The sequence below is a fragment of the Steroidobacter gossypii genome (genome assembly GCF_016801985.1).
GTDB classification, from domain to species: Bacteria; Pseudomonadota; Gammaproteobacteria; order Steroidobacterales; family Steroidobacteraceae; genus Steroidobacter; species Steroidobacter gossypii.
The window spans coordinates 564,169-591,009 of the sequence record NZ_JAEVLS010000001.1 but is presented as its reverse complement, the minus strand read 5'-3'; the positions used below and the strand labels follow the sequence as shown (position 1 = coordinate 591,009).

Annotated in this window: 21 protein-coding genes and 1 pseudogene; 11 read left to right on the top strand and 11 right to left on the bottom strand. The window is 63.2% G+C overall.

Translation table 11 applies throughout. The features are described from left to right. Positions 1–21: 21 nt before the first annotated feature. Complete coding sequence (locus JM946_RS02660; RefSeq protein ID WP_203165584.1) at positions 22–1,653, bottom strand: M28 family metallopeptidase; 1,632 nt, start codon at positions 1,651–1,653, stop codon at positions 22–24. Between the two features lie 139 nt (positions 1,654–1,792). Between JM946_RS02660 and JM946_RS02655 the strand changes: the two genes are divergently transcribed. After that, positions 1,793–2,299 (top strand): C40 family peptidase, encoded by a 507-nt coding sequence (locus JM946_RS02655; protein WP_203165583.1) that lies wholly within the window; start codon positions 1,793–1,795, stop codon positions 2,297–2,299. A 317-nt stretch (positions 2,300–2,616) separates the two neighbouring features. Here the strand turns inward: JM946_RS02655 and acs are convergent. The 5 genes and pseudogenes from acs to hrpB all read right to left on the bottom strand — a co-directional run. Then, positions 2,617–4,557: pseudogene (acs, locus tag JM946_RS02650) on the bottom strand (acetate--CoA ligase); the annotation flags it as partial. A 43-nt stretch (positions 4,558–4,600) separates the two neighbouring features. Continuing rightward, a complete protein-coding gene (locus JM946_RS02645; RefSeq protein WP_203165581.1) occupies positions 4,601–5,032 on the bottom strand; it encodes an HIT family protein in 432 nt (143 codons plus the stop codon). 8 nt (positions 5,033–5,040) lie between these two features. After that, positions 5,041–5,310 carry a DUF4404 family protein gene (locus JM946_RS02640; RefSeq protein WP_203165580.1) on the bottom strand — a complete coding sequence of 90 codons (270 nt, stop codon included), beginning with the start codon at positions 5,308–5,310 and terminating at the stop codon, positions 5,041–5,043. 31 nt (positions 5,311–5,341) lie between these two features. Then, positions 5,342–6,115 carry a DUF4412 domain-containing protein gene (locus JM946_RS02635; RefSeq protein WP_203165579.1) on the bottom strand — a complete coding sequence of 258 codons (774 nt, stop codon included), beginning with the start codon at positions 6,113–6,115 and terminating at the stop codon, positions 5,342–5,344. Between the two features lie 50 nt (positions 6,116–6,165). Beyond that, the gene (hrpB, locus tag JM946_RS02630; protein WP_322110886.1) at positions 6,166–8,739 is read right to left on the bottom strand and encodes an ATP-dependent helicase HrpB; all 2,574 of its coding nucleotides are present in this window, start codon (positions 8,737–8,739) and stop codon (positions 6,166–6,168) included. A gap of 161 nt (positions 8,740–8,900) precedes the next feature. Between hrpB and JM946_RS02625 the strand changes: the two genes are divergently transcribed. From JM946_RS02625 to JM946_RS02585, 9 genes are all read left to right on the top strand, one after another. Further along, positions 8,901–10,154, top strand: coding sequence for a serine hydrolase domain-containing protein (locus tag JM946_RS02625; protein WP_203165577.1), 1,254 nt, complete (start codon positions 8,901–8,903; stop codon positions 10,152–10,154). A gap of 153 nt (positions 10,155–10,307) precedes the next feature. Then, positions 10,308–11,501: an efflux RND transporter periplasmic adaptor subunit gene (locus JM946_RS02620; protein WP_203165576.1), complete on the top strand. Its 1,194-nt coding sequence runs from the start codon at positions 10,308–10,310 to the stop codon at positions 11,499–11,501. A 14-nt stretch (positions 11,502–11,515) separates the two neighbouring features. Next, a complete protein-coding gene (locus JM946_RS02615) occupies positions 11,516–14,650 on the top strand; it encodes a multidrug efflux RND transporter permease subunit (RefSeq protein ID WP_322110885.1) in 3,135 nt (1,044 codons plus the stop codon). Positions 14,651–14,658: 8 nt separating this feature from the next. Further along, positions 14,659–16,074, top strand: a complete 1,416-nt coding sequence (locus JM946_RS02610) for an efflux transporter outer membrane subunit (RefSeq protein WP_203165575.1) — start codon at positions 14,659–14,661, stop codon at positions 16,072–16,074. Next, positions 16,071–16,757 carry a heavy metal response regulator transcription factor gene (locus JM946_RS02605; RefSeq protein WP_203165574.1) on the top strand — a complete coding sequence of 229 codons (687 nt, stop codon included), beginning with the start codon at positions 16,071–16,073 and terminating at the stop codon, positions 16,755–16,757. Before JM946_RS02610 ends, JM946_RS02605 begins: the two co-directional genes overlap by 4 nt. Continuing rightward, positions 16,754–18,118 carry a heavy metal sensor histidine kinase gene (locus JM946_RS02600; RefSeq protein ID WP_203165573.1) on the top strand — a complete coding sequence of 455 codons (1,365 nt, stop codon included), beginning with the start codon at positions 16,754–16,756 and terminating at the stop codon, positions 18,116–18,118. Before JM946_RS02605 ends, JM946_RS02600 begins: the two co-directional genes overlap by 4 nt. A 117-nt stretch (positions 18,119–18,235) precedes the next feature. Then, positions 18,236–18,841, top strand: coding sequence for a type IV toxin-antitoxin system AbiEi family antitoxin domain-containing protein (locus JM946_RS02595; protein WP_203165572.1), 606 nt, complete (start codon positions 18,236–18,238; stop codon positions 18,839–18,841). After that, positions 18,838–19,161, top strand: a complete 324-nt coding sequence (locus JM946_RS02590; protein WP_203165571.1) for a nucleotidyl transferase AbiEii/AbiGii toxin family protein — start codon at positions 18,838–18,840, stop codon at positions 19,159–19,161. The genes JM946_RS02595 and JM946_RS02590 overlap by 4 nt, the downstream gene beginning before the upstream one ends. After that, positions 19,127–19,747 (top strand): nucleotidyl transferase AbiEii/AbiGii toxin family protein, encoded by a 621-nt coding sequence (locus tag JM946_RS02585; protein ID WP_203165570.1) that lies wholly within the window; start codon positions 19,127–19,129, stop codon positions 19,745–19,747. The genes JM946_RS02590 and JM946_RS02585 overlap by 35 nt, the downstream gene beginning before the upstream one ends. Before the next feature lie 13 nt (positions 19,748–19,760). On the opposite strand, the gene JM946_RS02580 is transcribed toward JM946_RS02585, so the two are convergent. Genes JM946_RS02580 through JM946_RS02565 form a run of 4 tightly spaced genes read right to left on the bottom strand, consistent with a single transcriptional unit; the run spans position 19,761 to position 24,798 of the window. Then, positions 19,761–21,458 (bottom strand): phosphate ABC transporter substrate-binding/OmpA family protein, encoded by a 1,698-nt coding sequence (locus JM946_RS02580; RefSeq protein ID WP_203165569.1) that lies wholly within the window; start codon positions 21,456–21,458, stop codon positions 19,761–19,763. A gap of 43 nt (positions 21,459–21,501) precedes the next feature. Then, positions 21,502–22,359 carry a hypothetical protein gene (locus tag JM946_RS02575; protein WP_203165568.1) on the bottom strand — a complete coding sequence of 286 codons (858 nt, stop codon included), beginning with the start codon at positions 22,357–22,359 and terminating at the stop codon, positions 21,502–21,504. Next, entirely contained in the window at positions 22,356–24,023 is a 1,668-nt protein-coding gene (locus tag JM946_RS02570) for an AAA family ATPase (protein ID WP_203165567.1), read from the bottom strand. Before JM946_RS02570 ends, JM946_RS02575 begins: the two co-directional genes overlap by 4 nt. A gap of 31 nt (positions 24,024–24,054) precedes the next feature. Further along, positions 24,055–24,798 (bottom strand): PspA/IM30 family protein, encoded by a 744-nt coding sequence (locus JM946_RS02565; protein ID WP_203165566.1) that lies wholly within the window; start codon positions 24,796–24,798, stop codon positions 24,055–24,057. Positions 24,799–24,953: 155 nt separating this feature from the next. Between JM946_RS02565 and JM946_RS02560 the strand changes: the two genes are divergently transcribed. Next, positions 24,954–25,856, top strand: a complete 903-nt coding sequence (locus JM946_RS02560; protein WP_203165565.1) for an acyl-CoA thioesterase — start codon at positions 24,954–24,956, stop codon at positions 25,854–25,856. Here the strand turns inward: JM946_RS02560 and JM946_RS02555 are convergent. Next, positions 25,853–26,722 carry a pseudouridine synthase gene (locus JM946_RS02555; RefSeq protein WP_203165564.1) on the bottom strand — a complete coding sequence of 290 codons (870 nt, stop codon included), beginning with the start codon at positions 26,720–26,722 and terminating at the stop codon, positions 25,853–25,855. The two genes, JM946_RS02560 and JM946_RS02555, sit on opposite strands and share 4 nt — an antisense overlap. Positions 26,723–26,841: the final 119 nt, after the last annotated feature.

Genomic DNA, 26,841 nt, shown 5'->3' with positions numbered 1-26,841 from the left:
GAGAGGCCACGTGAGTAAATCTTACCTGTCCGCGGCGAATTTCTCCGCAAAGAAATCGCCATGGGTCCAGCGCGGCGCCGAGCTCGAATTGGCCGCTGCCAGCACGATGCGCAGATTGATTCGGGCCAGGTCGGCGGCGGTCGGATAATGGATCGGCAACGTCAGATCGTCGCTCGGCTGATGATAATGCGCCGATAGAAACTCGCGCCGCAGCTCGTCCAGATCCACGCTCGGATTGCGCGGCTGATAGCCGGCGCCCAGCACCAGCGCCGGAATGCCGCGACGAATGAACGAAAACTGATCGCTGCGAATGAACCTCACCAGCTCGGGCGCGGCGTCGGCGCTCAGGCGATAGCCTTCGGCGGCGGCTGCTTGTTTGGCCACCGCTCCCAAGCTCGAGTGCGGAGCGCCGAGCGCGACGAAGTCCTGCACCGGCTCGAAGGTCAGCGGCATGTCCATGTTGATGTTGGCGACCAGCTTCTTTTCCTGCACCTCGGCCTGGTGCGCGAAAAAGTCCGAGCCGAGCAAGCCTTTCTCTTCAGCGGTTACGGCCACGAACAGCACCGAGCGGCGCGGCTTCGCATTGGACGCGTGCAGCGCTCGCGCGAGCTCGAGCATGATGCCCATGCCGACCGCGTTGTCGTGCGCGCCGTTATAAACAGAGTCGCCGTTCACCGCCGTGCCGCGCCCGAGATGATCCAGATGCGCGGTGACCACGACGTATTCGTTTTTCAGCTGGGGATCCGAACCGGGAAGCATGCCGACGACATTGGCGCTCTCGGTTTTGCGCAGGCCGGTGGTGGCGGACAAAGTCAGCATGCCCGGCAGCTCGAAGCCTTGCGGTGTGCCTTCGTCCGATGCGGCCAGCGCTGCGGCGAAATTGCTTTGCGCCGTCTCGAACAACTGCGTGGCCGCGTCGTGATTGAAACGGAAACGCAGTTTGAGCGCGGGAAACGCGTTCTGTGGCGCGCCACCCGCGTCGAGCCAGCGCATCTGTGGAATCCAGCTCATCGCAACGCGCCGTTCCCACGGCGTGCGTTTGATATCAGCGGATGAATCGATGGTGATGACACCAACTGCGCCTTTGTCCACCAGCGTGCTGAGCTTTCTTTCTTCCCAGGAGTAATAGGCGCGTTTCTCGTTGGAGAACCTGGCCGGCGCGCCGCTGAAGATCACCGCGATGCGGCCCTTCACATCGATATTTTCGAAATCGTTGTGTTCGAGTTCGGGCGCGTCGATGCCGAAGCCCACGAACACCAGCGGCGCGCTCAGCGTGGAGCTCGCGGAGGTGAAATCGGCGTTCGGCAGATAATGAATGCCGTACTCGAAATTGCGTGTGTCGTCGTCGCGGACCAGTTCGGCCGAGGAACCTGGCAGCACCGGCGTTGCTTCCAGCAAAGGCACTTTCTGCAGATAGCTGTTGTCATCGCCGGCCGGCTGCAGGCCGGCCTGCCGGAACTGTGCTGCGACATATGCCGCGGCGATGTCGTGGCCGCGCGAGGCGGTGGCGCGCCCTTCCAATAAATCGGCTGCAAGAAATTCAACGTGACTGCGGATGATCTCCGGCTTCACCTCGTTCCAAGCCCCTCGCTCCGCGGCCGGAACGGCAGCAGCGGACATCAGCAGCAGGAGTGAGATGGAGCGTCGGAGCATGAGATCGAGGGATTCCATAAGCTTTCAGAGGCCGCAACAGTATCACCGGTGCAGGAATTTCGCTGGCCACGCAAGTTCATCGCGTGTTCAGCGCTTGGCTCATAGCCTCGATCTCGGGCATGCTTTTGACGGTAGCGCCATGAACCGTTTCACAGCACCGACATTCAGCTTCGCATTGCTCGCAGTGATCGTTACGCTGCAGGGGTGCGCCGTGCCGCAGCCCTATGTCCCGCAGACGCCCACAGCGACAGAGGTTCGCCCGCCGGTCGCGCCGGCTACGACGGTCGGCAACGAAGTCGCGATCCGAGCCATCTCATTGCTCGGCTCACCGTATGAATGGGGTGGGAATGGACCGACCACCTTCGATTGCAGCGGGCTGGTGCGCTTCATTCACGATCAGTTGGGAATACTCGTGCCCCGGACCGCCGCCGAGCAGTACTCGGCGGCGACGCCGGTGGATGTGGACGAGATCGAGCCGGGCGACCTGCTGTTCTTCAAGATCAAGGGCCGCATCTCTCACGTTGCGATCTATGCCGGTGAAGGACGCTTCGTGCACGCCCCACAAACCGGCCGATCCGTCGAGCTGCGCATGCTCGACGACGACTTCTACGCCCCGCGCCTCGCCGGCGCGGGCAGGCTGTTTTGATGACGCGGGATCCGGGCATTGAGTTGCGCAGTCCCTGCTGCGCTCAAGCCCGGGGTGTCCATCCATGGCCACCGGCCCGGCGGAGCGAAGCGATGCTTCGCTGAGGCACCGCCGAGCCCTGCCCGGCCCCGCGGGCGAGCAGGCAAAAAGGCGTGACTTTTTGTCGCTCGCCGGTCGCCGGAGGCGGCGGTACATCCATGTACCTGAGGCGCTTCGAATTGGCGGCGTCTTTAAACGACCTTCTTTTTCTTCTTCTTGGCAGGCGCTTTCGCCGGCTCGACCGCTACCTGCTGAGCAGCGGCTAGCTCGGCGGCGGGGCGGTTCATGCGTTCGCGCACCAGGTTCTCGACCACTGAAGGATCGGCGAGCGTGGAAATATCACCTAATTGATCGTGCTCGTTGGCCGCGATCTTGCGCAGGATTCGCCGCATGATCTTGCCGGAGCGTGTCTTCGGCAGGCCCGGCGCCCATTGGATCAAATCGGGTGTGGCGATCGGGCTGATCTCCTTACGCACCCAGTCACGCAACTCGGTGCGCAGCGCCTCGCTGGGCTGCGCGTCGGCGATCAAAGTCACATAGACATAGATGCCCTGACCTTTGATGTCGTGCGGATAGCCCACCGCCGCCGCTTCGGCGACGCTCGGATGCGCCACCATGGCGCTCTCGATTTCCGCCGTGCCCAAACGATGGCCGGCGACATTCAAAACATCGTCGACACGGCCCGTGATCCAGTAATAACCATCCTCGTCGCGGCGCGCGCCGTCGCCGGTGAAGTAGCGCCCGGGGAAGGTCTTGAAGTAAGTATCAATGAAGCGCTGATGATCGCCGAACACCGTGCGCATCTGTCCCGGCCAGCTGTCGGTCAGAATCAGATTGCCTTCGCAGGCGCCTTCGAGCGTGTTGCCCTCGTTGTCCACGATCGCCGGCTTCACGCCGAAGAACGGCAGCGTCGCCGAGCCGGGTTTCTGATCGATCGCGCCGGGCAGCGGTGAAATCAGGATGCCGCCAGTTTCCGTCTGCCACCACGTATCCACCACCGGGCAGCGGCCGTCGCCGACCACGCGGTGATACCACTCCCATGCTTCGGGGTTGATCGGCTCGCCGACGGTGCCGAGCAATCGTAACGAACTGCGCGACCATTCCTTCACAGGTTCTTCGCCTTCGCGCATCAGCGCGCGAATCGCCGTGGGTGCGGTGTAGAACAATGTGACTTTGTGCTTGTCCACGGCCTGCCAGAAGCGTCCGCAGTCCGGATAGTTCGGCACGCCTTCGAACATCACCGTGGTCGCGCCGTTCGCAAGCGGTCCGTACACCACATAACTATGGCCGGTGACCCAGCCCACGTCGGCGGTACACCAGAAGATGTCGTCCTCGCGCAGATCGAACACCAGTTCGTGAGTCATCGCGGCGTACACGAGATAGCCGCCGCTGGTGTGCAGGACGCCCTTGGGCTTGCCGGTCGATCCCGAGGTGTAAAGAATGAACAGCGGATCCTCCGCGTCCATCACCTCCGGCGCACATTCCTTCGGCTGCGAGTTCACGACATCGTCGAACCAGCGATCGCGCGCGGCGTACATCGGCACACGAATGCCAGTGCGTCGCGCCACCAGCACGTGCTTGACGCAGTCGGTGTTCGGCATGGTCAGCGCCAGATCCACATTGGTCTTGAGCGGAATGCGTTTGCCGCCGCGAATGCCTTCGTCGGCGGTGATCACCACCGAAGAGCCGCAGTCGGCGATGCGCCCCGCGAGGGAATCGGCCGAGAAGCCACCGAACACCACCGAATGAATCGCGCCGATGCGCGCGCACGCCAGCATGGCGACGGCTGCTTCGGGGATCATCGGCATGTAGATCGTGACGCGATCGCCCTTCTTGACGCCGAGCGACTTCAGCGCATTGGCGCACTGGCAGACGCGCTCGTACAGCTGCCGATAGGTGATGTGTTCGGACAGCTTCGGATCGTCGCCTTCCCAGATGATCGCGGTCTTGTCGCCGCGCTTGGTCAGATGGCGGTCGAGGCAGTTGGCCGCCACGTTGAGCTTGCCGTCGTAATACCAGCGAATGCGAAAGTCGTGCTCGTCGAAGCTGGTGTCTTTGACTTTGGCGAACGGCTGGATCCAGTCGAGTCGGCGGCCGATGCGCGCCCAGAAGCTGTTCGGGTCGCGCACCGATTCCTGATACAGACGCTGGTAGTCGGCCTGGCGCAGATGCGCCAGCGCGGCGAAGTCTTCGGGAACTTTGTAGATCTTCTGGCTCATGATGTCGAAGCGATGAGTATTGCCGTACGAAACAGCGGTGCGATTAGCGAGGCGGCAGCGTGGCGAGCGCGGCGCGTATCTTTTCGGCGTGCTCGGCCAGCACTGCCTTATCCGCCCAGTCGCGCCCGTGTCCCCGGATCGATTGACCTTCGTAGCAGGGCACGATGTGGAAGTGGATGTGAAACACCGTCTGACCGGCGGCGGGCTCGTTGAATTGAATGATGCGCATGCCGTCGGGCTTGAACGCCTGCTGCACGCCCTTGGCGACGTATTGAGTCGCCTTGATCAGATCGGCGAGCGCGTCCGGCGCGATGTCGAAGAAATTGCGCGCTTCGACTTTGGGAATCACCAGCGTGTGGCCGTCGGACTGCGGCATGGCGTCCATGAAAGACAGCGAGCGCTGGTCTTCATAAACTTTGAATGCCGGGATTTCGCCGCGCAGGATCTTGGCGAATACATTGCTTTGGTCGTACATCGCGCCTCCTAGATTCCGGCCTTGGCCAGCGCGTCGATCAGCTGGCGCACGGCGGTGCCGACCGCAGGATGCTCGGCTTCGAAACTCACCGCGAGTTGCTCGAGCCGCTCGGTGAGCGGATGGTCTTCGTTATCCAGGGACGCCGCACCCAGCAGTCGGGTCAGATCGTTGAGCAGCAGCATGAGCGCATCGCGCGTGGCCGAGTCGATCTCGTCCCGGTCGAGGCGCTCGAGCCTGGCGTGCAGGGCGAGGACGTGCTGCTGGATGTCTTGATTCACTGCTATCTCCGTCAATGTCGGCGAGACGATCTTAGCGCGGCGCCAGCATGTCTTTCTTGGTATATCCGGCCGGGATTTCGAACACGGTCGCGGCGAAGGCCTCGCTGGTGATATTGCTCAGCGTGGTCTCGCTTTGTGGCTTGCCGTCCTGGAAGTGCCGGCTCATCACCGGGATGCCGCCAAGCGCCTCGAAGTTCTGCATTTGTTTCTGTGACATTTGCTTGAGCCACGGCATATCCACGCTGGACAACATCTCGTCCATCACGGCGGCGAGCTTGCGGGCGGACGCCATCAGTTCGGCCGAGCCCTGCATGGCGTTGCCGGGGACCACGCACAGCTCGTCGGTGAGCACGCCGTCTTCGCGCACTTCGACAAAAGTACAGCTGTAGCCGTTGATCTTGTCATTGCGTGAGGTGCGCTTGATTTCCTGCTTTTTCTCCGCCCCTCCGGGGAGCTGACCGCCGAGCATCTTTTCCATTTGCGCGCGCTGTTCGGGCGTCATGGTTTTCATGCGCTCCTGGAGCATCTGCAGGGCCGGATTGAGCTGCTCGGCCATTCTCTTCATGGAGGCGCGGTCCATGGCGATGTAGCTCTTGTCCTTGTGGCTGATGGCGTAAATCGTGTCGTCCTTGAAAATCATGGTCGACTCGTTGGGCTGCGTCTCCACCCGCATCATGCCGCCCTGGGCCCAGGTGTTGATGGTGGTGGTGCGGGCGCCGGACAGGTCGCGGTTGACAGTCTCGAGCTTGGTGCCGGCGGTGGCGGTGGCGGCCAGCAGCAGCAGCGACAGCGTGCGTATGAGCATGGAGGTCCCCCTACCGAGCGATACCGGATTCTACCCTGCTTGCGCCCGACTCAGCGCGGGCGGGGTTTGGCCCGGGCGGTGGCTTGGGCAGTGAGGGGGTCGTCGGGCCAATAGTGCTTGGGATAGCGCCCCTTGAGCTCTTTTTTGACATCCAGATAGCCACGCGCCCAGAAGCTCACCAGGTCGCGCGTGACCTGGACGGGGCGGTGGGCTGGCGAGAGCAACTGCAGGGTGAGCGGCACGCGGCCTTCGGCGACGGTGGGTGTTTCGTGCATGCCAAAAACTTCCTGCAGCCGAACGGCGACAGTCGGTGCATCGTCGCCGTACTCGATGGGAATGCGAGAGCCGCTCGGTACCGCCAGATGCGTGGGCGCGAACGTTTCCAGCCGTTGCTGCGCATTCCAGTCGAGCAGCGACAGCAGAATGTCGTGCAAGTCGAGTCGCGCGAGATGATCGCGACGGCTCATATCGGTCAGCCACGGTGCAAGCCATTCATCTAGATGCTCCAGCAGCGCTGCATCGCTCACGTCTGGCCACGGGGCCGGTGCGCGCTCGTCATAACGTCGCGCGAAAATCATCCGCGTCTGCAAGGTGCGTGCAGCTTTGGTCCAAGGCAGCGCTGCCAGGCCGAGCTCGCGCACGCCGGTGAGCATGCCCTCAAGCATGCGCCCTGGATCGGGCTTGTCGATTCGACGTTCGTATAATTTCAATGCGCCGAGCCAGCGCTCATCCTGAGCGATGACGCTTTGCTCGCGCGAGTCCCATTCGAATCGCTGGCGATGCTCGATATGCGCAGCGAAGTCCGATTCGAGCAGCTCGCGCGTCAACGGCGCCGCAAGTCGAATCGATGCTTCGCGATCTCCGGCGTCGAGATCGGCGACCACCAGAAACTCCGCTTGCGACAGGCTTTGCGCCGGCGGCAACTGCGCGCCGCGGCCGCTCGATAGCAAATATCGCCCGCCGCTGCCGCGTGATTGAGCGATGCGATCCGGGTACGCCAGCGCCAGCAAGCGACCGACGTCGAAGTCGCCGAGCTTCGAGTCGCTCGTTGGGTTGCGACCGGAGGAGGAATGTTCCAATTGCCGGCCGAGCAATTCGATACTTCGCAGCGCGCGCTGCTTCGCGCCCGAATCCAACGATACGCCGCCCGGAAGACTGCGCTCGCCGCGCAGCGCCTCGACTCGCAAGCGCAAGTCAACGTTTCTATCCTGGCCCTGAGTGCGCAACAGATCGCGCTCGCCGAGCACGGCTGCGATCTGCAGCGCCGTTGTTTGCAAACCGAGCTCCGCTCCACGCACGATCATGTGCGCCAGGCGCGGATGCGTCGCCATTCGAGCCAGCGCCCGACCGTGTTCGGTGACGCGACCATCGGCGGAGATTGCATCGAGCGATCGCAGGAGACCGCGAGCTTGCGCAAACGTGGCGCCTGGCGGCGGATCCAGCCAGCGCAGCGCGGCTGGATCCGAAATACCCCAATTCGCCAATTCCAACGCCAGCGGCGCGAGATCGGCGCCGACAATCTCGGGCGCCGTCTGCGCAGGCAAACCCGCGTGTTCGACCTCGCTCCAGAGTCGATAACACACACCGGCCTGGATTCTTCCGGCGCGGCCGCGACGTTGATCGGCTGAAGCGCGCGAAATGCTGCCAAGCTCGAGCCGGCTCATGCCGGTGGACGGATCGAAGCGCGAACGCCGCTCCTGGCCGCTGTCGACCACGATGCGAATGCCTTCGATGGTCAAGCTGGTTTCCGCGATGTTGGTGGCGAGCACGATCTTGCGTTCGCCGCTGCGACTGGGCTGGATGGCCGCATCCTGCTCATGCACGGACAGCTCGCCGAACAGAGGAAGCACGCGCACGCCGCTCGGCAACGAGGCGTCTTCGAGAAAACGTTGCGCGCGGCGAATCTCACCCTGGCCGGGAAGAAATGCGAGCACGTCGCCGTCCTCGTCCTCGATGGCGCGAATGATGGTTCGGGCGAGAATTTGCGCCATATCCTCGTACTGAGGTCGTGCGCTACGCTGATCCAGCCGCTCGCGATAATGTGTAGCGACAGGAAACGCGCGCCCTTCGGAAGTAACGATCGGCGCATCGCCCAGCAACCTGGCGACCGCCGCGCCGTCGAGCGTTGCCGACATCACCAACAGGCGCAGGTCCTCGCGCACCGTTTCCTGAGCATCCAGACACAGCGCCAGGCCGAGATCGGCGTTGAGGCTGCGCTCGTGAAACTCGTCGAATATCACCAGCGCCACGCCTTCCAGCGTCGCGTCTCGTTGCAGCCAGCGGGTGAGGATGCCTTCGGTGACGACTTCGATGCGCGTCTCCTTGCTGACCTTGGTCTCCAGCCTGGTGCGATAACCGACCGTGCGGCCCACCGCCTCACCGAGTGTTTGCGCCATTCGCGTGGCGACGGCACGAGCGGCCAGTCGGCGCGGTTCGAGCATCACGATCCGACCGTCGCCTCGCCACGATTCAGGCAGCAGCGCGAGTGGCACGCCGGTGGACTTGCCCGCGCCAGGCGGCGCTTGCAGGACCACGTTGCGGTGTTGGGCCAGGGTCTGCCGCAGTTCGGGCAGCGCCGCCTGGATGGGCAGGGTAGGGGGCAGATCGACAGCTGAACGGTTCACCCGGCCATTATCGGTCATCCGAAACCCCGCCACGAGCGTTGATCCGTATGGCGAAACTGGCCGCGGCCAACGCCCGTCCAGCGCTCGCGCCGTTCCTTTCGTCATCTACCAATGACTACACTGCGAACGGCAAGGAATCACTTCCAACACGGGGGACATTCATGAACCTAGCGCGTCGCTTGTTTTGTTCGTTGCTGCTCGCCGGCGTGGTCGGCAGCGCGCCGGCCGCCGATCTGGGCAAGGCCCGGCCGGAAAGCGTCGGCATGTCCTCGCAACGACTCGCCCGGCTCACCACGGAAATGAAAGCGCTCACCGAGCGAGGCGAGCTGCCGGGCGTGGTCACCATGGTGGCCCGGATGGGCAAGGTGGTGCACCTGGAAGCGGCCGGCAAACGCGAGATCGAGGGCGGCGCGCCGATGCAGAAGGACACGATCTTTCGCATCTATTCCATGACCAAGCCGATCACCGGCGTGGCCATGATGATCCTGTTCGAGCAGGGCAAGTGGCAGCTGAACGATCCGGTGTCCAAGCACATTCCCGAATTCGCGGCGCTGAAAGTCGCCAAGGTCGATCCCATCAGCGGCCAGGTGAAGACCGTCGAGCCCGATCACCCCATGACCATGCGCGAGCTGATGTCGCATTCCGGCGGGCTCACCTATGGCTTCTTCGGCGGCAGCGCCGTCGACAAGATGTACGTCGAGCAAAAGGTCTTCGATCAGACCGAGCCCATGCAGACCATGATCGACCGGCTGGCCAAGGTGCCGCTGCTGTTCCAGCCCGGCGAGCGCTGGCACTACAGCGTGGCGGTGGACGTGCAGGGTTATCTGGTGGAGAAACTGTCGGGCCAGCCGTTCCCGGAATTCCTGCAACAACACCTGTTCGGTCCGCTGAAAATGGTGGATACCGCGTTCTACGTGCCGCCCGAGAAGATGAATCGCTTCGCGGAGTTCTACTTCCGCGACAAGGATGGCAACACGGTCAAGCATCCGGGCATGGCCGATTACAGCCAGCCGCCCGTGTTTCCCTCCGGTGGCGGCGGCCTGGTGTCCACGGCCAGCGACTACATGCGCTTCTGCCAGATGTTACTGAACGGCGGCGAGCTCGACGGGCGTCGCATCCTGTCGCCGCTCAGCGTGAAGCTGATGCGCACCAACGCGTTGCCCGATTCGGCGCCCACCATGGGACCGGGCACCGGGTTCGGTCTGGATTTCGCGGTGATCGAAGATCCGGCCGCGGCCGGCGGCTATGGCGGCAAGGGCACCTACTTCTGGGGCGGCTTTGCCGGCACCTGGTTCTGGATCGACCCGGTGTACGAATTGATCGTGGTGGGAATGATCCAGCAGCGGGGCGACAACATGCCCGATCTGCGCGAGCTGTCGCGCTCATTGACCTACCAGGCCATCGTCGAGGAATAGCGCACGCTGCGTCGGCTCGAGACTGCAACGTTGTTTGAACACCAACGCTCGGAACGGATCCTGACAGCTCGGTAAGCTGGGGGTCATGTTCCGGTGCCGGGCGTTGGGCTATGGTGGGCCTGGCCTCGTCCAGAGGCTTTCGTGTGCATCGTCATGCCCATTCGACTTGCTCAATCCCGCGGCGCTCTGCTTGGCGCAGCGCTGTCCGTTGTCGTCGTAGTGCTGATCGTGTGGCGGCTGTCCTCCAGCTCGCTGGCGGCGGACCCGTCCGCAGGCCCGCCTCCTGTCCCGGTCACGGTAACGACGGTGGAGCAGCGGGATGTGCCGCAGCTGGCCACAGGGATCGGAACGGTGCAGTCGTTGCACAACGTGGTGTTGCGTCCGCAGGTCAGCGGCATCGTCACCGAAGTGTTGTTCGCCGAAGGGCAGCAGGTGCAACGTGGCCAGCTGCTGGCTCGCATCGACGACCGTACCATTCTGGCCAACCTGCGTCAGGCCGAAGCGGAGAGGGCGCGCAATCAGGCGCAACTCAAGGCCGCCCGCCTGGATCAATCACGTTACGACAATCTGCTCGCGCAAGAAGCGATCTCACGTCAGACCCTCGAACAGCAGATCGCGCTGGTCGAGCAGCTGGAAGCGGCCATCGCGGCGAATGAAGCAACCATCGCCGCTCAACAGGTACAGCTCACTTTTACCAAGATCACCTCGCCGGTGAACGGCCGCGTGGGTCTGCGACGCGTCGATCCGGGCAATCTGGTGCAGGCAGGCGACGCTGCAGGATTGGTGACCGTCACGCAGGTCGATCCGATCTCCGTGATCTTCAACTTGCCTCAAGACCTGTTGGGTCGCGTGCAAGGGCTGACACGCGGCGACTCGCACGCGCATGTCGGCGCTTACGATCGCGACGGCGGCGTGCTGTTGGCGGAAGGCAAGCTCACCACCATCGACAATCAAGTGGATGCGAGCACCGGCACGATTCGTTTGCGGGCCGAGTTCAGCAATCAGGCGGGCAAGTTGTGGCCGGGCCAATTCGTGACAGTGCGTTTGCAGACCGGGATAAGTGGCAACGCACTGGTCGTGCCAGCGCGCACTGTGCGACAGGGTTTGCAAGGGCCCTTCGTTTTCCGCGTGCGTGAGCAGACCGCCGAGGTCGTGCCCGTGAAGGTCGGCTACAACAACGACGAAATCGCCGTCATCGAGTCCGGGCTGGCGAGCGGCGACAGCGTCGTCATCGATGGCCATTCGCGCTTGACGCCGAATGCGAGAGTGACATTGGTGGAAGGCCCGGCCGCGCTGTTCTCTGCCGGAGGGCAGCCGAATCGCCCCAGTGGGAGTGCCGGGCGGTGAGCGAGCAAACACCCATGGCAGCGAGTCGCGCGCAGGTCGGTCTGACGCGGCCCGGCTTGTCGGAATGGTTCATCCGTCATCCCATCGGCACCACTTTGCTGACGATCGGCATCGTATTGTTGGGCATCGTCGCCTTTCCGCTGCTGCCGGTTGCGCCGATGCCCGAGGCGGAACTGCCGACCATGCAAATCAGCGCCAACCTTCCTGGTGCGAGCCCCGAGACCATGGCGTCGGCGGTGGCTACGCCGTTGGAGGTACAGCTCAGCTCGGTGCCGGGCATCACCGATATGACCTCGAGCAGCACCCTGGGCAGCACCACCATCACCCTGCAGTTCGTGCTGACCAAGGATATCGACGTGGCCGCGCAGGAAGTGCAGGCGGCGATCAATGCGGCGGCGGGGCGACTGCCGGCCGATCTTCCCAATCTGCCCACCTGGCGCAAGGTCAATCCGAACGACGGCCCGATTCTGGTCGTGCGCATGCAATCGGAGCTGATGACCCTCACCGAGCTCAGCGATATCGCCGAGACCGTGGTGGGACGACAGCTCAGCCAGATCGAGGGCGTGGCGGAAACGCCCATCAACGGTCAACGCAAGCCCGCCATGCGCATTCAGGCCGCCCCGGAGAAGCTCGCGGCGCTGGGCTTGACGCTGCAGGACCTGCGCCAGGCGATTCAAGCCGCCAGCGTCAATCAAGCCAAGGGTGCGCTGTTCGGGGCGGATCGGGTCTCGACCTTGCAGACCAACGATCAAATATTCACCACGCAGGACTATGACGGCTTGATCGTCGCTTATCGCGACAATGCGCCGGTGTTCCTGCGCGACGTCGCCAATGTGACATTCGGCGCGGAGAACGAGTATGTGCAGGCCTGGCAGAACGGCAAGCCGGGCATTCATTTCGTGATTCGCCGCCAGCCGGGCGCAAATATCGTGGCGACCGCCGATCGCATCCGCGCAGCGCTGCCCGGGCTGCAGGAGCTCCTGCCTGCCAGCGTGGAGCTGGAAGTGATCAACGATCGTACTCGCACCATTCGTGCGTCGTTGCACGAGGTCGAAATCACGTTGATCGTGACCGTGTTGCTGGTCGTCGTGGTGATGGGGGTGTTCCTGCGCCAGCTCTCGGCCACTGCCATCGTCGCCGCCGTGCTGGCGGTGGCGCTGATCACGACGGTCGGCGCGATGTATATGCTGGGCTTCAGCCTCAACAATCTCACTTTGGTGGCGCTGGTGGTGGCGGTGGGCTTCGTGGTCGACGACGCCATCGTGGTGGTGGAGAACATCCATCGCCATCTGGAAGCCGGCGAATCGATGCTCGAGGCGGCCCGTCGTGGTGCGGCCGAGATCGGCTTCACCGTGGTTTCCATCAGTTTCTCGCTGATCGCCGCGTTCGTGCCGCTGCTGTTCATGGGCGGCGTGGTCGGACGTTTGTTCCGTGAATTCGCGGTGACGATGACGGTGGCCATTCTGATTTCGGTGGTCGCGTCTTTGACTCTTGCGCCGATGCTGGCTTCTCGGTTCATGAAGCCGATGAAACACAAGGAGGGCGCCGAGCACGGATTCTCGCAGCGCTTGATCGCCCGATATGACCGCGTGTTGCGATGGGCCTTGGCGCATCAGCGCACCGTGCTGGTGAGTTTTGGCGCTACCGTCGCGGTGGCGGTGCTGGGCTACGTGTTCATCCCCAAAGGATTCTTCCCGCTGCAGGACACGGCGTTCATTTTCGTGACCACCAAGGGCGCCGACGATGTTTCGTTCGAAGATATGAAAGCCAAGCAGCTGATCGCCGCCGGCATCATCGCGCAGGATCCGGCGGTGCAGAGCATCGCCCATGTGGTGGGCGGCGGCTTGGGCAATTCGAACATGGCCAGCGGCCGCATTTTCATCGTGCTCAAGGATCGCAGCGATCGCGATGTGTCCGCCGAAGGGTTCATCAACCGCGTGCGGCCGCAGGTGTCCGGGATTCCCGGCCTGCAGTTGTTCATGCGGACTGCGCAAGACATCAATCTGGGTGCGGGTGGCGGTCGTGCCCAATATTTGTATGTGCTGCGCGGGCCGGACAGCAGCGAGCTGGCCGAGTGGGCGCGTCAACTCTCCGAGAAACTGCAGGGCTACGATCAATTGCGCGACGTCTCCGACGATCTGCAGCTCGGCGCCGCGGTGACGCGCTTGAATATCGATCGGGCCGCCGCGGCGCGCTTCGGTTTGCGAACGGTCGACATCGATCAGGTACTGTACGACGCCTTCGGTCAGCGTCAGATCAGCGAGTACCAGACCGAGACCAACCAATACAAGATCATTCTGGAGATCGACGAAGCCCAGCGCGGCCGCGCCGAGAGTCTGCAGAATTTTTATTTGCGCTCGCCTTTGACCGGGCAGATGGTGCCGCTGTCAGCCGTGGCGCGCATGGAGCCGCCGAGCACCGGGCCGCTCTCGATCACGCACGACGGAATGTTTCCGTCGGTCAATATCTCGTTCAATCTCGCGCCAGGCGTCGCGCTGGGCGATGCGGTGACCTTGATCCAGCAGGCGCAGGCCGAGCTTGGCATGCCGAGCACCGTTACCGGCAACTTCCGTGGCACGGCCCAGGAATTTCAAAAGTCGCTGGCGACGCAGCCTCTGCTGATCCTGGGCGCGCTGGTGGCCGTCTATATCATCCTCGGCGTGCTGTACGAGAGCTTCGTGCATCCGCTGACGATTCTGTCGACGCTGCCCTCGGCGGGTATCGGCGCGGTGCTGGCATTGTGGCTCGCCGGCCAGGACTTCTCCATCATGGCGCTGATCGGGGTGGTGCTGCTGATCGGCATCGTCAAGAAGAACGGCATCTTGATGGTGGACTTCGCGTTGGAGCGCCAGCGCAGCGGCATGTCGCCGCTCGCTGCGATTCACGAAGCCTGTCTGGTGCGCGTTCGTCCCATCGTCATGACGACCATCGCCGCGATGCTCGGCTCGATTCCGCTGATGCTCGGCATCGGCACGGGCTCGGAGCTGCGTCAGCCGCTGGGCTTCGCGATCTTCGGCGGGCTGGTCATCAGCCAGATCCTGACTTTGATTTCGACGCCGGTGATTTATCTGGCGCTCGATCGGGTGTTTCATGGCTCCCGGCAGTCGACGGAGCCTGCGGTGACCGCGGTGCCGGAGCCGGCCCGATGAGCTGCCGTATGTCACATCGAGTGATGTCGGTCATCGCTCTGGCCTTGCTGGCGGCTTGCAGCCAACCGGTGCGGCAGCTGCCCGATGACATGCAGTCCGCTTGGGTCGATGAGCAGCGGGCGATCGCCCCAGCGGATGCGGCTTCGTTGACGTGGTGGAAGGCGTTCGACGATCAGACCATCGATCAGCTCGTCGAGCTGGCTGAGCAACGCAATCTCGATCTGCGCGTCGCCGAAGCCCGTGTGCGGGAAGTGCGCGCACAGCGCCGCGCGACACTGGCGAATCTGGCGCCGCAGATCGATGCGTCCGTCGACGCCGATCGCTCCAGCGGGCGCCGCTTCGCAGGGAACACCATTGGCGGAATTCAGGAGAATGCCAGTGCAGCGGCCAATGCCAGCTGGGAGATCGATCTGTTCGGCCGGTTGCGAGCCGAAGCGCGTGCTGCCGATGCCGAGTTGCGCGCCCTGCAGGCGGATCGCGACGCAGTTCGTGTGGCATTGATCGCCGAAGTCATTCGCAACTATCTCGAGTTCCGCTTGTACCAAGTGCAGACCGAGCTGTCGTTGCGCAACGCGCAGGCGCAGGAAGAAACAGTCCGCATCACTCGCGCGCGCTTCGATGAAGGTTTTGCCAGCCGGCTGGATCTGGAACGCACTGTCTCGTCGTTGCGGACCACGCGCGCGCAGATTCCTCAATCGCACGAGCTGGCTGAAGCCGCGCGCCATCGCTTGATTCTGTTGACAGCATCGACGCCGGAAACCTTGAATCCTCTGTTGCCGGCCTCAGGCAGCGACCCGGGCGCGCTGCCCGACAGTGACGCCGAGAGTGTGCTGCTCACGCCAGCCGACGTAATCGCGCGTCGACCGGACGTGCAAGCGGCGGAGCGACGCTTGATCGCGGCGGCAGAACAGCGCAACGTAGCCGAAGCCTTGCGCTACCCGCGCATCACGCTGGCCGGTTTGCTCGGGGTCCAGGACAATAGGGTCAGCGATCTGTTGGATACCGGCACTCGCACGTGGTCGGTGAGCGGTGGTTTGTTGGCTCCATTGATCGATTTCGGCCGTATTCGTGCGGCGATCGATGCGGCGGACGCCGTTCAAGAGCAGGCGTATCTGACGTACGAACAGACCGCGCGCACCGCGCTTCAAGAAACTCAGACTGCGCTGGTGTTGTACACGCAAGGCAAGCTTCGGCAGCAGGAGCTGGCGAGCGCGGCGGAGTCGGCGCGGCGGGCCGCCGAGTTGGCGCGACGGCAATACACGGCGGGTGCGTTGTCGTTGTTGGAAGTGTTGGACGCGGAGCGCAGCGTGTATGCGGTGGAGCTGGACGCGGCCCGCGCGACGGCGGATGTTTCCATCCGCTTGGTGAATGTTTATGAGTCCATGGGTCTGGTGCCCGGTTCGGGGTCCAGTTCGAGGCAATGAAAGTTCTGATCGTAGAAGACGAGCCCAAGACGGCTGACTACCTCGAGCGAGGCCTGCGCGAGCAGGGCTACGTCGTGGACGTCGCGCGCGATGGGCTCGACGGCAAGCACATGGCGCTCGAATATGAGTACGACGTGATCGTGCTCGACGTCATGCTGCCGGGCACCGACGGTTTCTCGGTGCTGCACGCTCTGCGCGAGCGCAAGCAGACGCCGGTGATCATGCTGACGGCGCGGGACCGGGTCGACGATCGTGTGCGTGGACTGCGCGAAGGCGCGGACGACTATCTGGTCAAGCCCTTTTCGTTCCTGGAGCTGGTGGCGCGCCTGCAAGCGCTGACTCGGCGCAGTCGGGGGCAGGAAGCCATGCAATTGCGCATCGCCGATTTGCAGATCGATCTGCTGGCGCGCAAAGCCTGGCGCAATGGCCAGCGTTTGGATCTGACGGCCAAGGAATTTGCATTGCTCGCGGCGCTGGCGCGCCGTAAGGGCGAGATCCTGTCCAAGACCACCATCGCCGAACTGGTCTGGGACGTGAACTTCGACAGCGACACCAACGTGGTCGAGGTCGCCGTGAAAAGATTGCGCAGCAAGCTGGACGATCCGTTCCGGCCCACCTTGCTCCATACGGTGCGCGGTATGGGTTACGTGCTCGAAGTACGCGAGCAGAGCGAAGACGCATGAAGCTCTCCATCAGCCAGCGCCTCGCCGCGATGTTCGCTGTCGCTAGCTTCGTCACGCTGGCGGTGCTGGGCGTGGCCATGCATGGTCTGTTGAAGCGCGAGCTCGGGCGCCATCAGGACAATGAACTGCAGGCGCGCTGGCAAATGTACCGGCCCTTCATCATGCGCAACGACGAAGCGGCCTACTGGGGCCACATACGCAGCAAGTTCGACAATTCGCTGTCCGAGAACAGTCGCGTCAGGGTTTGGGTGCTGAGTGACGACCGACGCTTCCGCTATGGCTCGGAGCTGACGGCCGAGCAGCTGCGTAGCGCGGTCACGGCCAGTTTTGGGCAAGTCCGGCTGCCGGACCAGCAGGAGCCGTTCAAGACGTATTCGGCGATGGTCGAGGCGCGTGGCGAGCGGCCAGCGGTGCGATTGATGGTGGGCATCGATTCGACGCCGTTCGTGGAAACATTGCAGTCGTTCACGGTGGGCCTGGTTGCGTTGACGATCGTCGGCGCGCTCGGAGCAGCGGCGCTCGGCTACTACATCGCCGGCGTGGGCTTGCGGCCGGTGGAGCGGTTGTCCGGTGAAGCACAGGCGTTGTCGCCAGGGCGTCTGTCGCGACGCTTGCAGACTGACACGCTGGCGCCGGAACTTTCCAAGCTCGCAGACTCTTTCAACGGGGCGCTGGCGAGGCTCGAGGCGGCGTATCAGCAGCTCGAAGCATTCAATGCCGATGTGGCGCACGAGTTGCGCACGCCCTTGGGCAATCTCATCGGCCAGACGCAAGTCACGTTGTCGCGCGAGCGCAGTGTGACGGAACTAAAAGAAGCTCTGCACTCTAACCTTGAGGATCTCGAACGGCTGCGCGCCATCGTCAACGACATGCTGTTCCTGGCTCGCGCGGATCGCGGTGAACGCGCGCCGAACCGGATCGAAGTGTCGATCGCGCAAGAAGTGGCCCACGCCGTCGAGTATCTGGAGTTCATCTTTGAAGAAGCTGGCGTGCGCGTGCGTATCGAGGGCGATGCGCAGGCCAGTATCGAGACATCACTGTTTCGGCGCGCTGTAACCAATCTGTTACAGAACGCCGTCCAGCACGCCCCGCGCGGTGCCGAGATCGTCGTGTCTGTTCTGCAGCAGCCAGGCGCCATCCGCGTCTCGGTGCGGAACACCGGGTCCGGTATCGCGCGGGAGCACCTTTCCCGACTGTTCGACCGCTTCTATCGCGTCGACAGCTCTCGCAGCGGCAGCCGCGAAAATCACGGCCTCGGTCTGGCGATCGTCCGCGCCGTTGCCACCATGCATGGCGGCACCGTCTTCGCCGAAAGCGACGACGGCGCTACCACGATCGGATTTACTGTCGCTTGCGCCTAGATCGGGCCGCTCCGACAAAAAGCCCGCTTGCTTGAAGAGCCGGAGGCGATAGTATCGAGCTAGGGCTGGGTAATACTCTACCCATTTGTAAATAAATGGAGCTATTATTACCCGGCCATGAAAACCCGCGACCTCGACAGCGCACTTCGAGTCTTCCGCGAAAAAGGCGGCACGCTGCGCACTCGCGATCTGATCGCGAGTGGCGTGCACACCGACGCACTCTATGCTCTGCGTGAAAGCGGCCAGATTGTCGAGCTCGGCCGCGGTCTTTACCGCCTGGCCGACGTCGGCGAAGCAGAGTATCCCGACCTCGCCGTCGTCGCTGCGCGCGCGCCGAATGCCGCTGTGTGTCTAACCAGTGCACTTTCGTATCACGACATCACGACACAGATACCATCCTCCGTGCATCTGGCGGTGCCCCGAGACAGCTATTACCGCATCAAGCTGTCGATTCCAGTCACGGTGTATCGCTTCGATCCGAAGACATTCCATGAAGGTCTCGAAACGCATCGCGTCGCCGGCATGCCGCTGAGTATCTACGGCGTTGCGCGCACTGTGGTGGATTGCTTCAAGTTCAGGAACAAGCTCGGGCTGGACGTCGCGCTGGAGGCGCTCCGCCTGGCACGACAGCGAAAACGCGTACAGAACCGCGAACTGCTCCGATACGCGCGCCTGCTTCGTGTTGAAAAACCAATGTCGCCGTACCTGCAGGCCATCGAATGAGCGGGAAGAAGAATGTCGTAGCTTCCGTACTCGCAAGGCTGCGCAACACTTCCAAGTCGAGCGGCGCGCCGTTTCAACAGGTGCTTCAGCAATACGCCATCGAGCGATTTCTGTATCGAGTCTCCAAGTCAAAGCATGCGCAAAGCGTCGTGCTGAAGGGCGCGCTGCTGCTGAAAACGATCGGCATACCACGTGCGCGTCCCACGATGGACATCGACATGCTGCGCAGGGGCAAAGCCGACCGGGCGAGCTTGATCGCTCTCGTCAAGGACTGCGCGACGCTCGATGTGGAGGCGGACGGCCTCATCTTCCTCCGATAGCATCGTCGCCGAGGAGATCACCAAGGATTCGGAATACAAAGGAACGCGCATTCTGATGGACGGACGCATGGACAAAGTGCGTCTTCGGATACAGATCGACTTCGGTGTCGGCGATGTGATGGTGCCCGGCCCGCGAATCGTCGAATACCCAGCCTACCTCGCAAGCGACACGATCCATCTGCTTGCCTATCCCATCGAGTCCGCGATCGCGGAGAAGCTCCAGGCGATGGTGGCGTTGGGCAGCGCAAACAGTCGAGTGAAGGATTTCTACGATGTGTGGATGTGCTCGAAGCATCTCGATTTCGAGGCAGACGCGCTGCTCAACGCGATCGAAGCGACTTTCAACAATCGCGAGACGCCGGTGCCGGCCGAGGAATTCGAAGCGCTCACCGCCAGCTTCGCGGAGCAGCATCGAATTCAGTGGAACGCCTTTGTAAAAAAGCTGGACGAGCCGGGACTGGCTAATGCGTTCGACGGAATCGTCGCAGATATCAGGACCTTCGCAGTGCCGGCGCTCCGTTCGCTCGCCCGAGGAGAGAAGCTGATGGAGCGGTGGAAGGCCGGGGAGGGATGGGTGACCTCATGACACACTGCGTGCGTCACTCCAGCGTGAACCATTGCACTTCTACGCGACGATTGAGCTCGCTGTCCGGGCCGGCGGGCTCTTCCCAGCCGCGGCCGACGGCTTCGATGCGAGAGCTGTCGATATCTTTGTGACGAGCGCGGAGTGCTTCGCTGACGGCGAGCGCGCGTTGACGAGAGAGTTCCATGGCTTTGAGGGCCATGCTCTTCACGAGTTGTTCGCCGCCCTGGTCGCGGAATTCGCCGACGCGCGCATTGTCGACGTGGCCGCGCAGGAGCACGGTGGAGCCGGGGCTCACCTGCAGGAAACGTTTGATCGTGTCCAGATATTCCTGATTCTGAGGCGCGGTCTTGTCGAGCACGGCCGAGTTCGCCTCGAAAAAGAAACGAATGTCCTTGCTCAGCAGCGGATCGCCTTCGAGCGATGCCTGCGTACTGCTGCGGATGGGGGCGATAGCGATCTTTTGTTCGGCGAACAGACCTTGCTTGGCGAGCGCGTCGAGTGCGGTCGTATCGGCGAAGCGTGAGGCATCGGTGGGATTGCGGATCACGCTGCCATAAGCGAGCACGGACGATTGGAAGATACCGCCGAACGAACCGGCCGAATCGATGGTGCCCGAGAAGAACGCGCGGTTCTCCGGAAGATTCGACAGATGCACGCGAGATAACTCGTCGCGCGCCTCCGCTTCGCTCCAGCCGAACGCCTTGGCGACCACGCCAATGTTTGCTGCCTGCTGATCGCGCAAGCGACGGTTGCCTTCCAGGATGCCGTGCACGAGGCCGCGAACCATGTCGGGATTCGCTTTGGCGAAGCCGCCATTCACCGCCAGCACGTCGGCAATGACCAGCAGGTTGCGATTGGATACGAGTACCTTGGCCGCGCCATTGGATCTTTCCACGACTTCGTCGGTGCGCGGCGTCCAGCCGACGCAGCCATTCAAGCGCTGCGAACCGGTCAGCTCGTGTGCGTAGGCGTCGCAGGCGACGAACGCGTCTTCGTAGAAGACCAGGCCGAGCTCGCTGGAGGAAGGTTTCGAGTCCAGGTCACGCAGCACCGTGACCGGCACGCCGGCTTCCTGGGCCAGATACCGAATGAAAAACTCGCTTTCGTTGAACTGCGAAGCGGCGAGCACTTTGCCGGCGAGCTGATTGACCGAGGCGATGCCACGATCGACTACCACCATATCGGCGCCACGCGAATAACCAATCTGCAGCGGGATGACGGCGTCGAACTGACGGCCGAGCACGGCGAGCGCGTCGGCGGTCGTGGCCGTGGCCGCGAGGCGTCCGTTGTTGAGCGCCGACCAGGTTTCGCTTTCGCTCTTGGTGATCCTCACCTTGAAGCCGTATTCCCGGGCGAAGAACGAATCGGGATTGGGCTCCATGCCGCCGTTGGCGACGATCAGGCCGCCGTAACCGGCGTACTCGCTGATGTCGATTTGCAACACGCCATCCTTGGGCGTGTAGGTCGCGGCCGCCTCGAGCGAGGGCGTGCCGGTGACAGGCTCGATGGGTTCGGGCGCGTCGCCTTCGCGGCGGCTGTCGGAAGATGTCGATCCCGCTGCGGTCGTGGCGGTCCTGCCGGACCCAGTGCCATCCGTGCCCCGAGAGCCCATCCACAGGTACGCGCCCAGGCCGATGATCCCCAGCAATAACACGAGCGTGATCAGATTGCCGGCGGCCGAGCCGCGCTGGACCGGTTTGTTTGTGCTCATTGAAGAGTCCTTGCCGAGAGCTGTGTTGATCGTCGAGCGCACATCACTGCACCACGCGTTCGCGTCGCCGACGACCGGTCGGCGCGCGAGGCTGCAGCAGTTCTTCCGGAGGCGGTTCGTCGGTCAGGCCATCGAGGCCGGCGAACAATTCGCGTTGATCGCGCAGCCAGCGATTGGCTTCGTTGAGCGAAGCGGACAACGCGTCCAGCGACGACGCCACGCTGTGTTCGTCCGTCGCAAGCAATGCTTGCTCGCGCACCAGCGTCACTTGCTGGCGCAGGCGCTCCAGTTCGGCTTCGATGAGTTCGCGGCGATGCTGAGCATCCGCATGTCCGGCGCGGCGAGAGCGCAGCACTGCCAGCTGTTGTTCCAGGCTGCGCTTGAGCTCGTCGCTGAGCGCCGGGGCCGAAAGCCGCTCGATGACCCGAAGCTCCTGATCATGGAGCGAGCGCTTGTCGCGCTCCGCAGCGCTGATCACCTGCAGGATCGAAGCGCGCGCGGCCAGCAGTTTCAAATGTAGCCACGCCATCTGTCGCACATCGCTCTTCTGCATTTCCGTCGCGCCGGTGCGTGAGAGAAGGTCGACGATCTCCCGCGCCTGAGCTTCGATGGACTCCTGCCGCCAGCGCGCGTCTTCATCCAAGTGATAACTGAGCGCGTTGTAGCGCGCGACCCAGTCGTCGCCTTTGCCGCCGGCGTCAACGGTAGCTCGAAAGCGCGGATTTCGTGACAGCGCCCAGAGATACAAACCTTCGAGCCCCGCGCCGATCAGCCACAGGCCTGGATTCACGAACGCGCCGAGCAGCGCGAACGCGGCAATGCCGAACCAGTTCGGCGGCACCGGCATGCCGAAAGGACGCGCGTTGAACGCTGCGGCTAGATAGGAGCGCGGGCCGCTCATGGCGCGATGGGGACAGCAGTGGCCGGCTCGGCGTACTTATGAAACGCCGCCGGCACGAACGCAAGATCGGTGGCCTCGCGGATCGAGATGCGCATCTGGAATTCGAGCACGTCGGCTGGCACGGGATTCTGATAACCGACCAAACACGCATCGAGCGCGGCACGCGGCTCGAGGTACTCGGTGCGTACGCGCCGATAGGCTTTCACCACCAGCGCCTCGGCCGCACCCGGTGTGAGCAATAGCGGCATGCGCGGCTCGAGGGCAGTGAGGTCCGCTTCGTTCAACTGCAGACCGTAGCGCTTGGCGAGTGCGCCGATCAGTGCGGCGCTCTCGGCAGTGGTGCTCGTGGGCAGCAGCGGCACTTTCACGTCGACGCGCCCCGGACGTTTCAAATCGACTTCGATCAAGTCGGGCCGCGACGACGCCAGAATCCACAACACGCGCCCGCGATTCGAGGTATCCGACATTTCCTGCGCGATCATGGAATACAAGCGCCCGGACAAGCCGCTGTCGCCGCTGCCCGAGTCACGCCGGCCGAGCGTCTGGTCGGCTTCGTCGATGAACACCATGCAACGGCCGAGCGCACGGATCAGTCGGAAGATCTTTTCCAGATTGCCTTCGCTCGAGCCCACCCAGCGATCGCGGAAGTTCTTGAGCTTGACCACCGGCACACCGGCCTCGCCGGCGAGACATTCGACCAGAAAGGTTTTTCCTGTGCCTACCGGGCCGCACAGCAGATACCCCATGGGCAACGCCTTCAGATCGCCGGTCTGCCACAGCTTGATGTCCTGGCGCAGCCAGCGCTTGAGCGCGTCCTGGCCGTGATAGGCGTCGAGAGTGCGAGTCGATTCGATGAATTCGACCAGGCCGGCGGAGTCGCGCTCCACCAGCTCTTTTTTGATGCGAGTGAGATCCGCGCTGTTCAGCGGCTGGCCCGAGTGATCGCGCATCTTCACCAGGCTTTCCAGCGCCGTCAGCGTGACGCCGACCAGCGCCGCGCCAATCTGCGCCAGGTTCGCGTCCGGAGTGAACGCTCGGGCCTCGTGAGTTCGCAGCAGCGTCAACGCACGTTCGATCTCGGCCGAATCCGGCAGCGGCACACGAATGCGCGAGGCATGCGTACTGAATGCGACGAGCGGCTCGACATCGTTGAGATTGTCGGCAATCAGAATGCTGGTGAAGGGCAGATCGGCGAACGGGGCTTCCGACGACCATTCGCGCAATACGCTGGTGAGACTGCCATGTTCGAAGCCGACGCCGTCGGCGGGCACGATGTGATCGACGCTGCGCAAGATCACTGCGACGTGTTCTTTCACTTCGCGACCCAGCGCACGCAGGTTGCCGAGGTATCGCAGATAGCGACTGACGTATTGCAGCGCTGCCTGCGGCTCCCTCGGCAAGGACTTCAGATCCGCGCCGCCCCATTTCTCGACCAGCTCGCCACCGCGTTCGATGGTCAGCCCGCTACCCAGATCGTATGAAAGCACGATCTGGAAGCTCGACAGCAGGTGATGCTCGAGATAGCCAGTGAGCCCGACGAGCTGCGCGCCGACGGCAATCCGGTCGTGCACGTTGCCGTACAGAATGAACTGCCCATGCGCGCCGCTTTCGTAGGCGAGGGCGAGCTCGTTGGCCCAAGCGGGTGCGCCGTGCGGAGCTGGCATCGAGGTCGCGTTCCCCAGGTGACAGTTGTGGTTACGACTGCGATTCCGACTGCGCACCCATGGTGCGCGTGGCGGGCGCAGCCGGCGTGCTGCCTTCGATGGAAATGCCTTCGCGAGCGGCGAAGTCGGCGAGCGCCTGATCGGCAAGCGCATTCATTTCCGCTTCCTGCACTTCGACGCCGCTCATATCGACCGAGTCTCGGGCGATGCGCGCGCGACCGGCGGCTTTGGTGCGCTCCTCTTCGACCATCTCGTGCAGGCGATTGAGCGTGTCGCCGGAGCCGCCGATGCTGCTGATCATGCCCGAGGCCATCTCGTGGATCTCGGCCATGGCCTGATTCATACGCAGATCGTTGATCGCACCCTTGAGGCCCTCGATCTTGGCGCGCGCCGTCTGCACGGCCACGTCACGAGCCTTGATCAGATTCTTGTAGGTGCCTTCGGCCTGCTCGAGCTGCTTGCGGTTTTCTTCCAGCTGCGACTCGATGGTCTGCAGGCGCAGCGCGTACTGGCCGGCGGCCGACTTGTTGCCGGCGCGCAGATGCGCCGTAGTCTTGGCGCGCAGATCTTTCTGCTCGGTCTCGAGCTTGCGCACCTGGCCCATGATCCGCTCGCACAAGCCGGCGTGCGTGGCCAGGCCCTGATTGAAGTTGGCGATCTGCTTACGGAGATTTTCCTGCTCCAGCTCCAGCAGCGCTTCCGGATTGCGTTTCTCGATTCCCGAGATGAAGAGGGAGAAGAAGCCTTTAATGAGGTTCCCGAGTCGGCTGAACATGCAACCCTCCAAGTTCCGGGCCAGGAATGAGACGTTGTTATTGGGCAGAGGTTAACGAAATTCCCCGGTGCCGAGTAGGGATCGAGGGCCGGCGGCCGCGGTGCGCCGGTGAGTGGCCTCAGAGCGCCGGTCGGCGCGGTGTTACACTCCCCGCCATGGCCAATCCGATTTCGCCGCCGCCCGCGCCCCCCGCTCCCAAGTGCCTGCGTGAAGTGCTGGAGCTCGAGCAGCTCGACACCAACCTGTTCCGCAGCCAGGTCAACCAGATCAATGTCAATCGCACGCTGTTCGGCGGGCAGATCCTGGGTCAGGGCCTGATGGCCGCCACCCAGACAGTCGCCCCCGATCGGGTCTGCCATTCGCTGCACGGCTATTTTCTGCTGGCCGGCGCGAGCGACATCCCCGTGATCTACGACGTCGAGCTGACGCGCGATGGCGGCAGTTTCTCGACGCGGCGTGTCGTGGCCCGGCAGCGTTCGCGACCGATTTTCCATATGGAGCTGTCGTTCCACCGGCAGGAAGCCGGCCTGCAGCACGACGTGAGCGTGAGCGGCGACGTGCCCGATCCGGAAGATCTGATGGATGTGCGTCAGTTACTGGAAAAATTTGGCGACCGGCTGCCCAAGGGCGCCTCGGCGCTGGCCTCGCAGGAGGCCATCATCGAGCTCAAGCCGGTGAATCCCGAGATGTTCATGCTGCGTAAGCAGTCGATGCAGCGGGCCCAGTATTGGATCCGTGCGGCGTCGCCGCTGCCGGATGATCCGCTCACCCATCTGGCGGGCCTGGCGTACCTGTCCGATTACTTTCTGGTGTCCACCGCATTGTTGAAACATCCGGCGGCGATGATGAGCAAGGATGTGATGATGGCCAGCCTCGATCACGCCATGTGGTTCCACAGCCCGCCACGCGCGGACGAATGGATCCTGGTGGAAGCGGTCAGTCCGTTCGCCGGCGGCGCTCGTGGCCTCACGCGCGCCGAGATGTTCAATCGCGATCGCAAGCTGGTGGCTTCGATGGCGCAGGAAGGTTTGATCCGCTTGATCGACAAGCAGGGCTAATCGAGCCCCGCGCTCAGCGTCGCGGCTCGCAGCTTCTCGACATCTTTTTTGCCGAGCAGCTTGGCCTGGCCCGGCTTGAGATCGCCGGCGCGCAGCGGGCCGATCGCCACGCGCTCGAGTTCGCGCACCTTCAAACCGACGCGCGCCAGCATGCGGCGGATCTCTCGGTTCTGACCTTCACGCAAGGTCACGCTCAGCAGCGTGCGGTCGCCGCGGGCGCGGTCGACGAAACGTTTGATGATGCGCACCGATTCCATCGAAGCGCGCTTGGACGTCTTGGAGCCATCCGCTGTCGGATTGACCAGATACATGCCGGCGCGCAGCTTCTGCAACTGCTCGTCGCTGGCGAGGCCCGAGGTCAGCACACGATATTCCTTTGGAATGCCGAACTTCGGATGCGTGAGCTGATAGGCGAGGTCGCCGTCGTTGGTGATCAGCAGCAGGCCGGTCGAGTCGCCGTCGAGGCGGCCCACCGGAAACAATCGTTCCTCGCGGCGTAGCGAGGTGGGCACCAGCTCCAGCACGTTGCGACGGCCTTCGGGATCGCTGGTGGTAGTGATGACGCCCTTGGGTTTATTGATCAACACGTAGATCAGGGTGCGCGCCTTGCCGCCTGCCTTGGCGGAATCGGCCGTGCTTTGCTCAGGCACCGGCAGCTCGACGACCTCGTCGTCGAGCTCCACCACGTCGCTTGCGGGATCGACGAAGCAGGGCAATGTATCGACCACGCGGCCATTCACCTTCACTCGGCCGGCGGTGATCATGTCTTCGCAGTCGCGTCTGGCGCCGAGGCCGGCGTCGGCCATGGCCTTTTGCAGTCTCACGCCCTTGGCAGTGGAGATTGGGGCGGCTGGGGGCTTGCGCATGGAATGTCGGTGGCTGGGGACAATGGCGCGCAGCTTACACGCAATCCCCGAGGAATCTGTCAGGTGACGGCGCAAAAGTCATTCATTCATGGAACATCCCGGCAGCGCGCCGGTTAAAC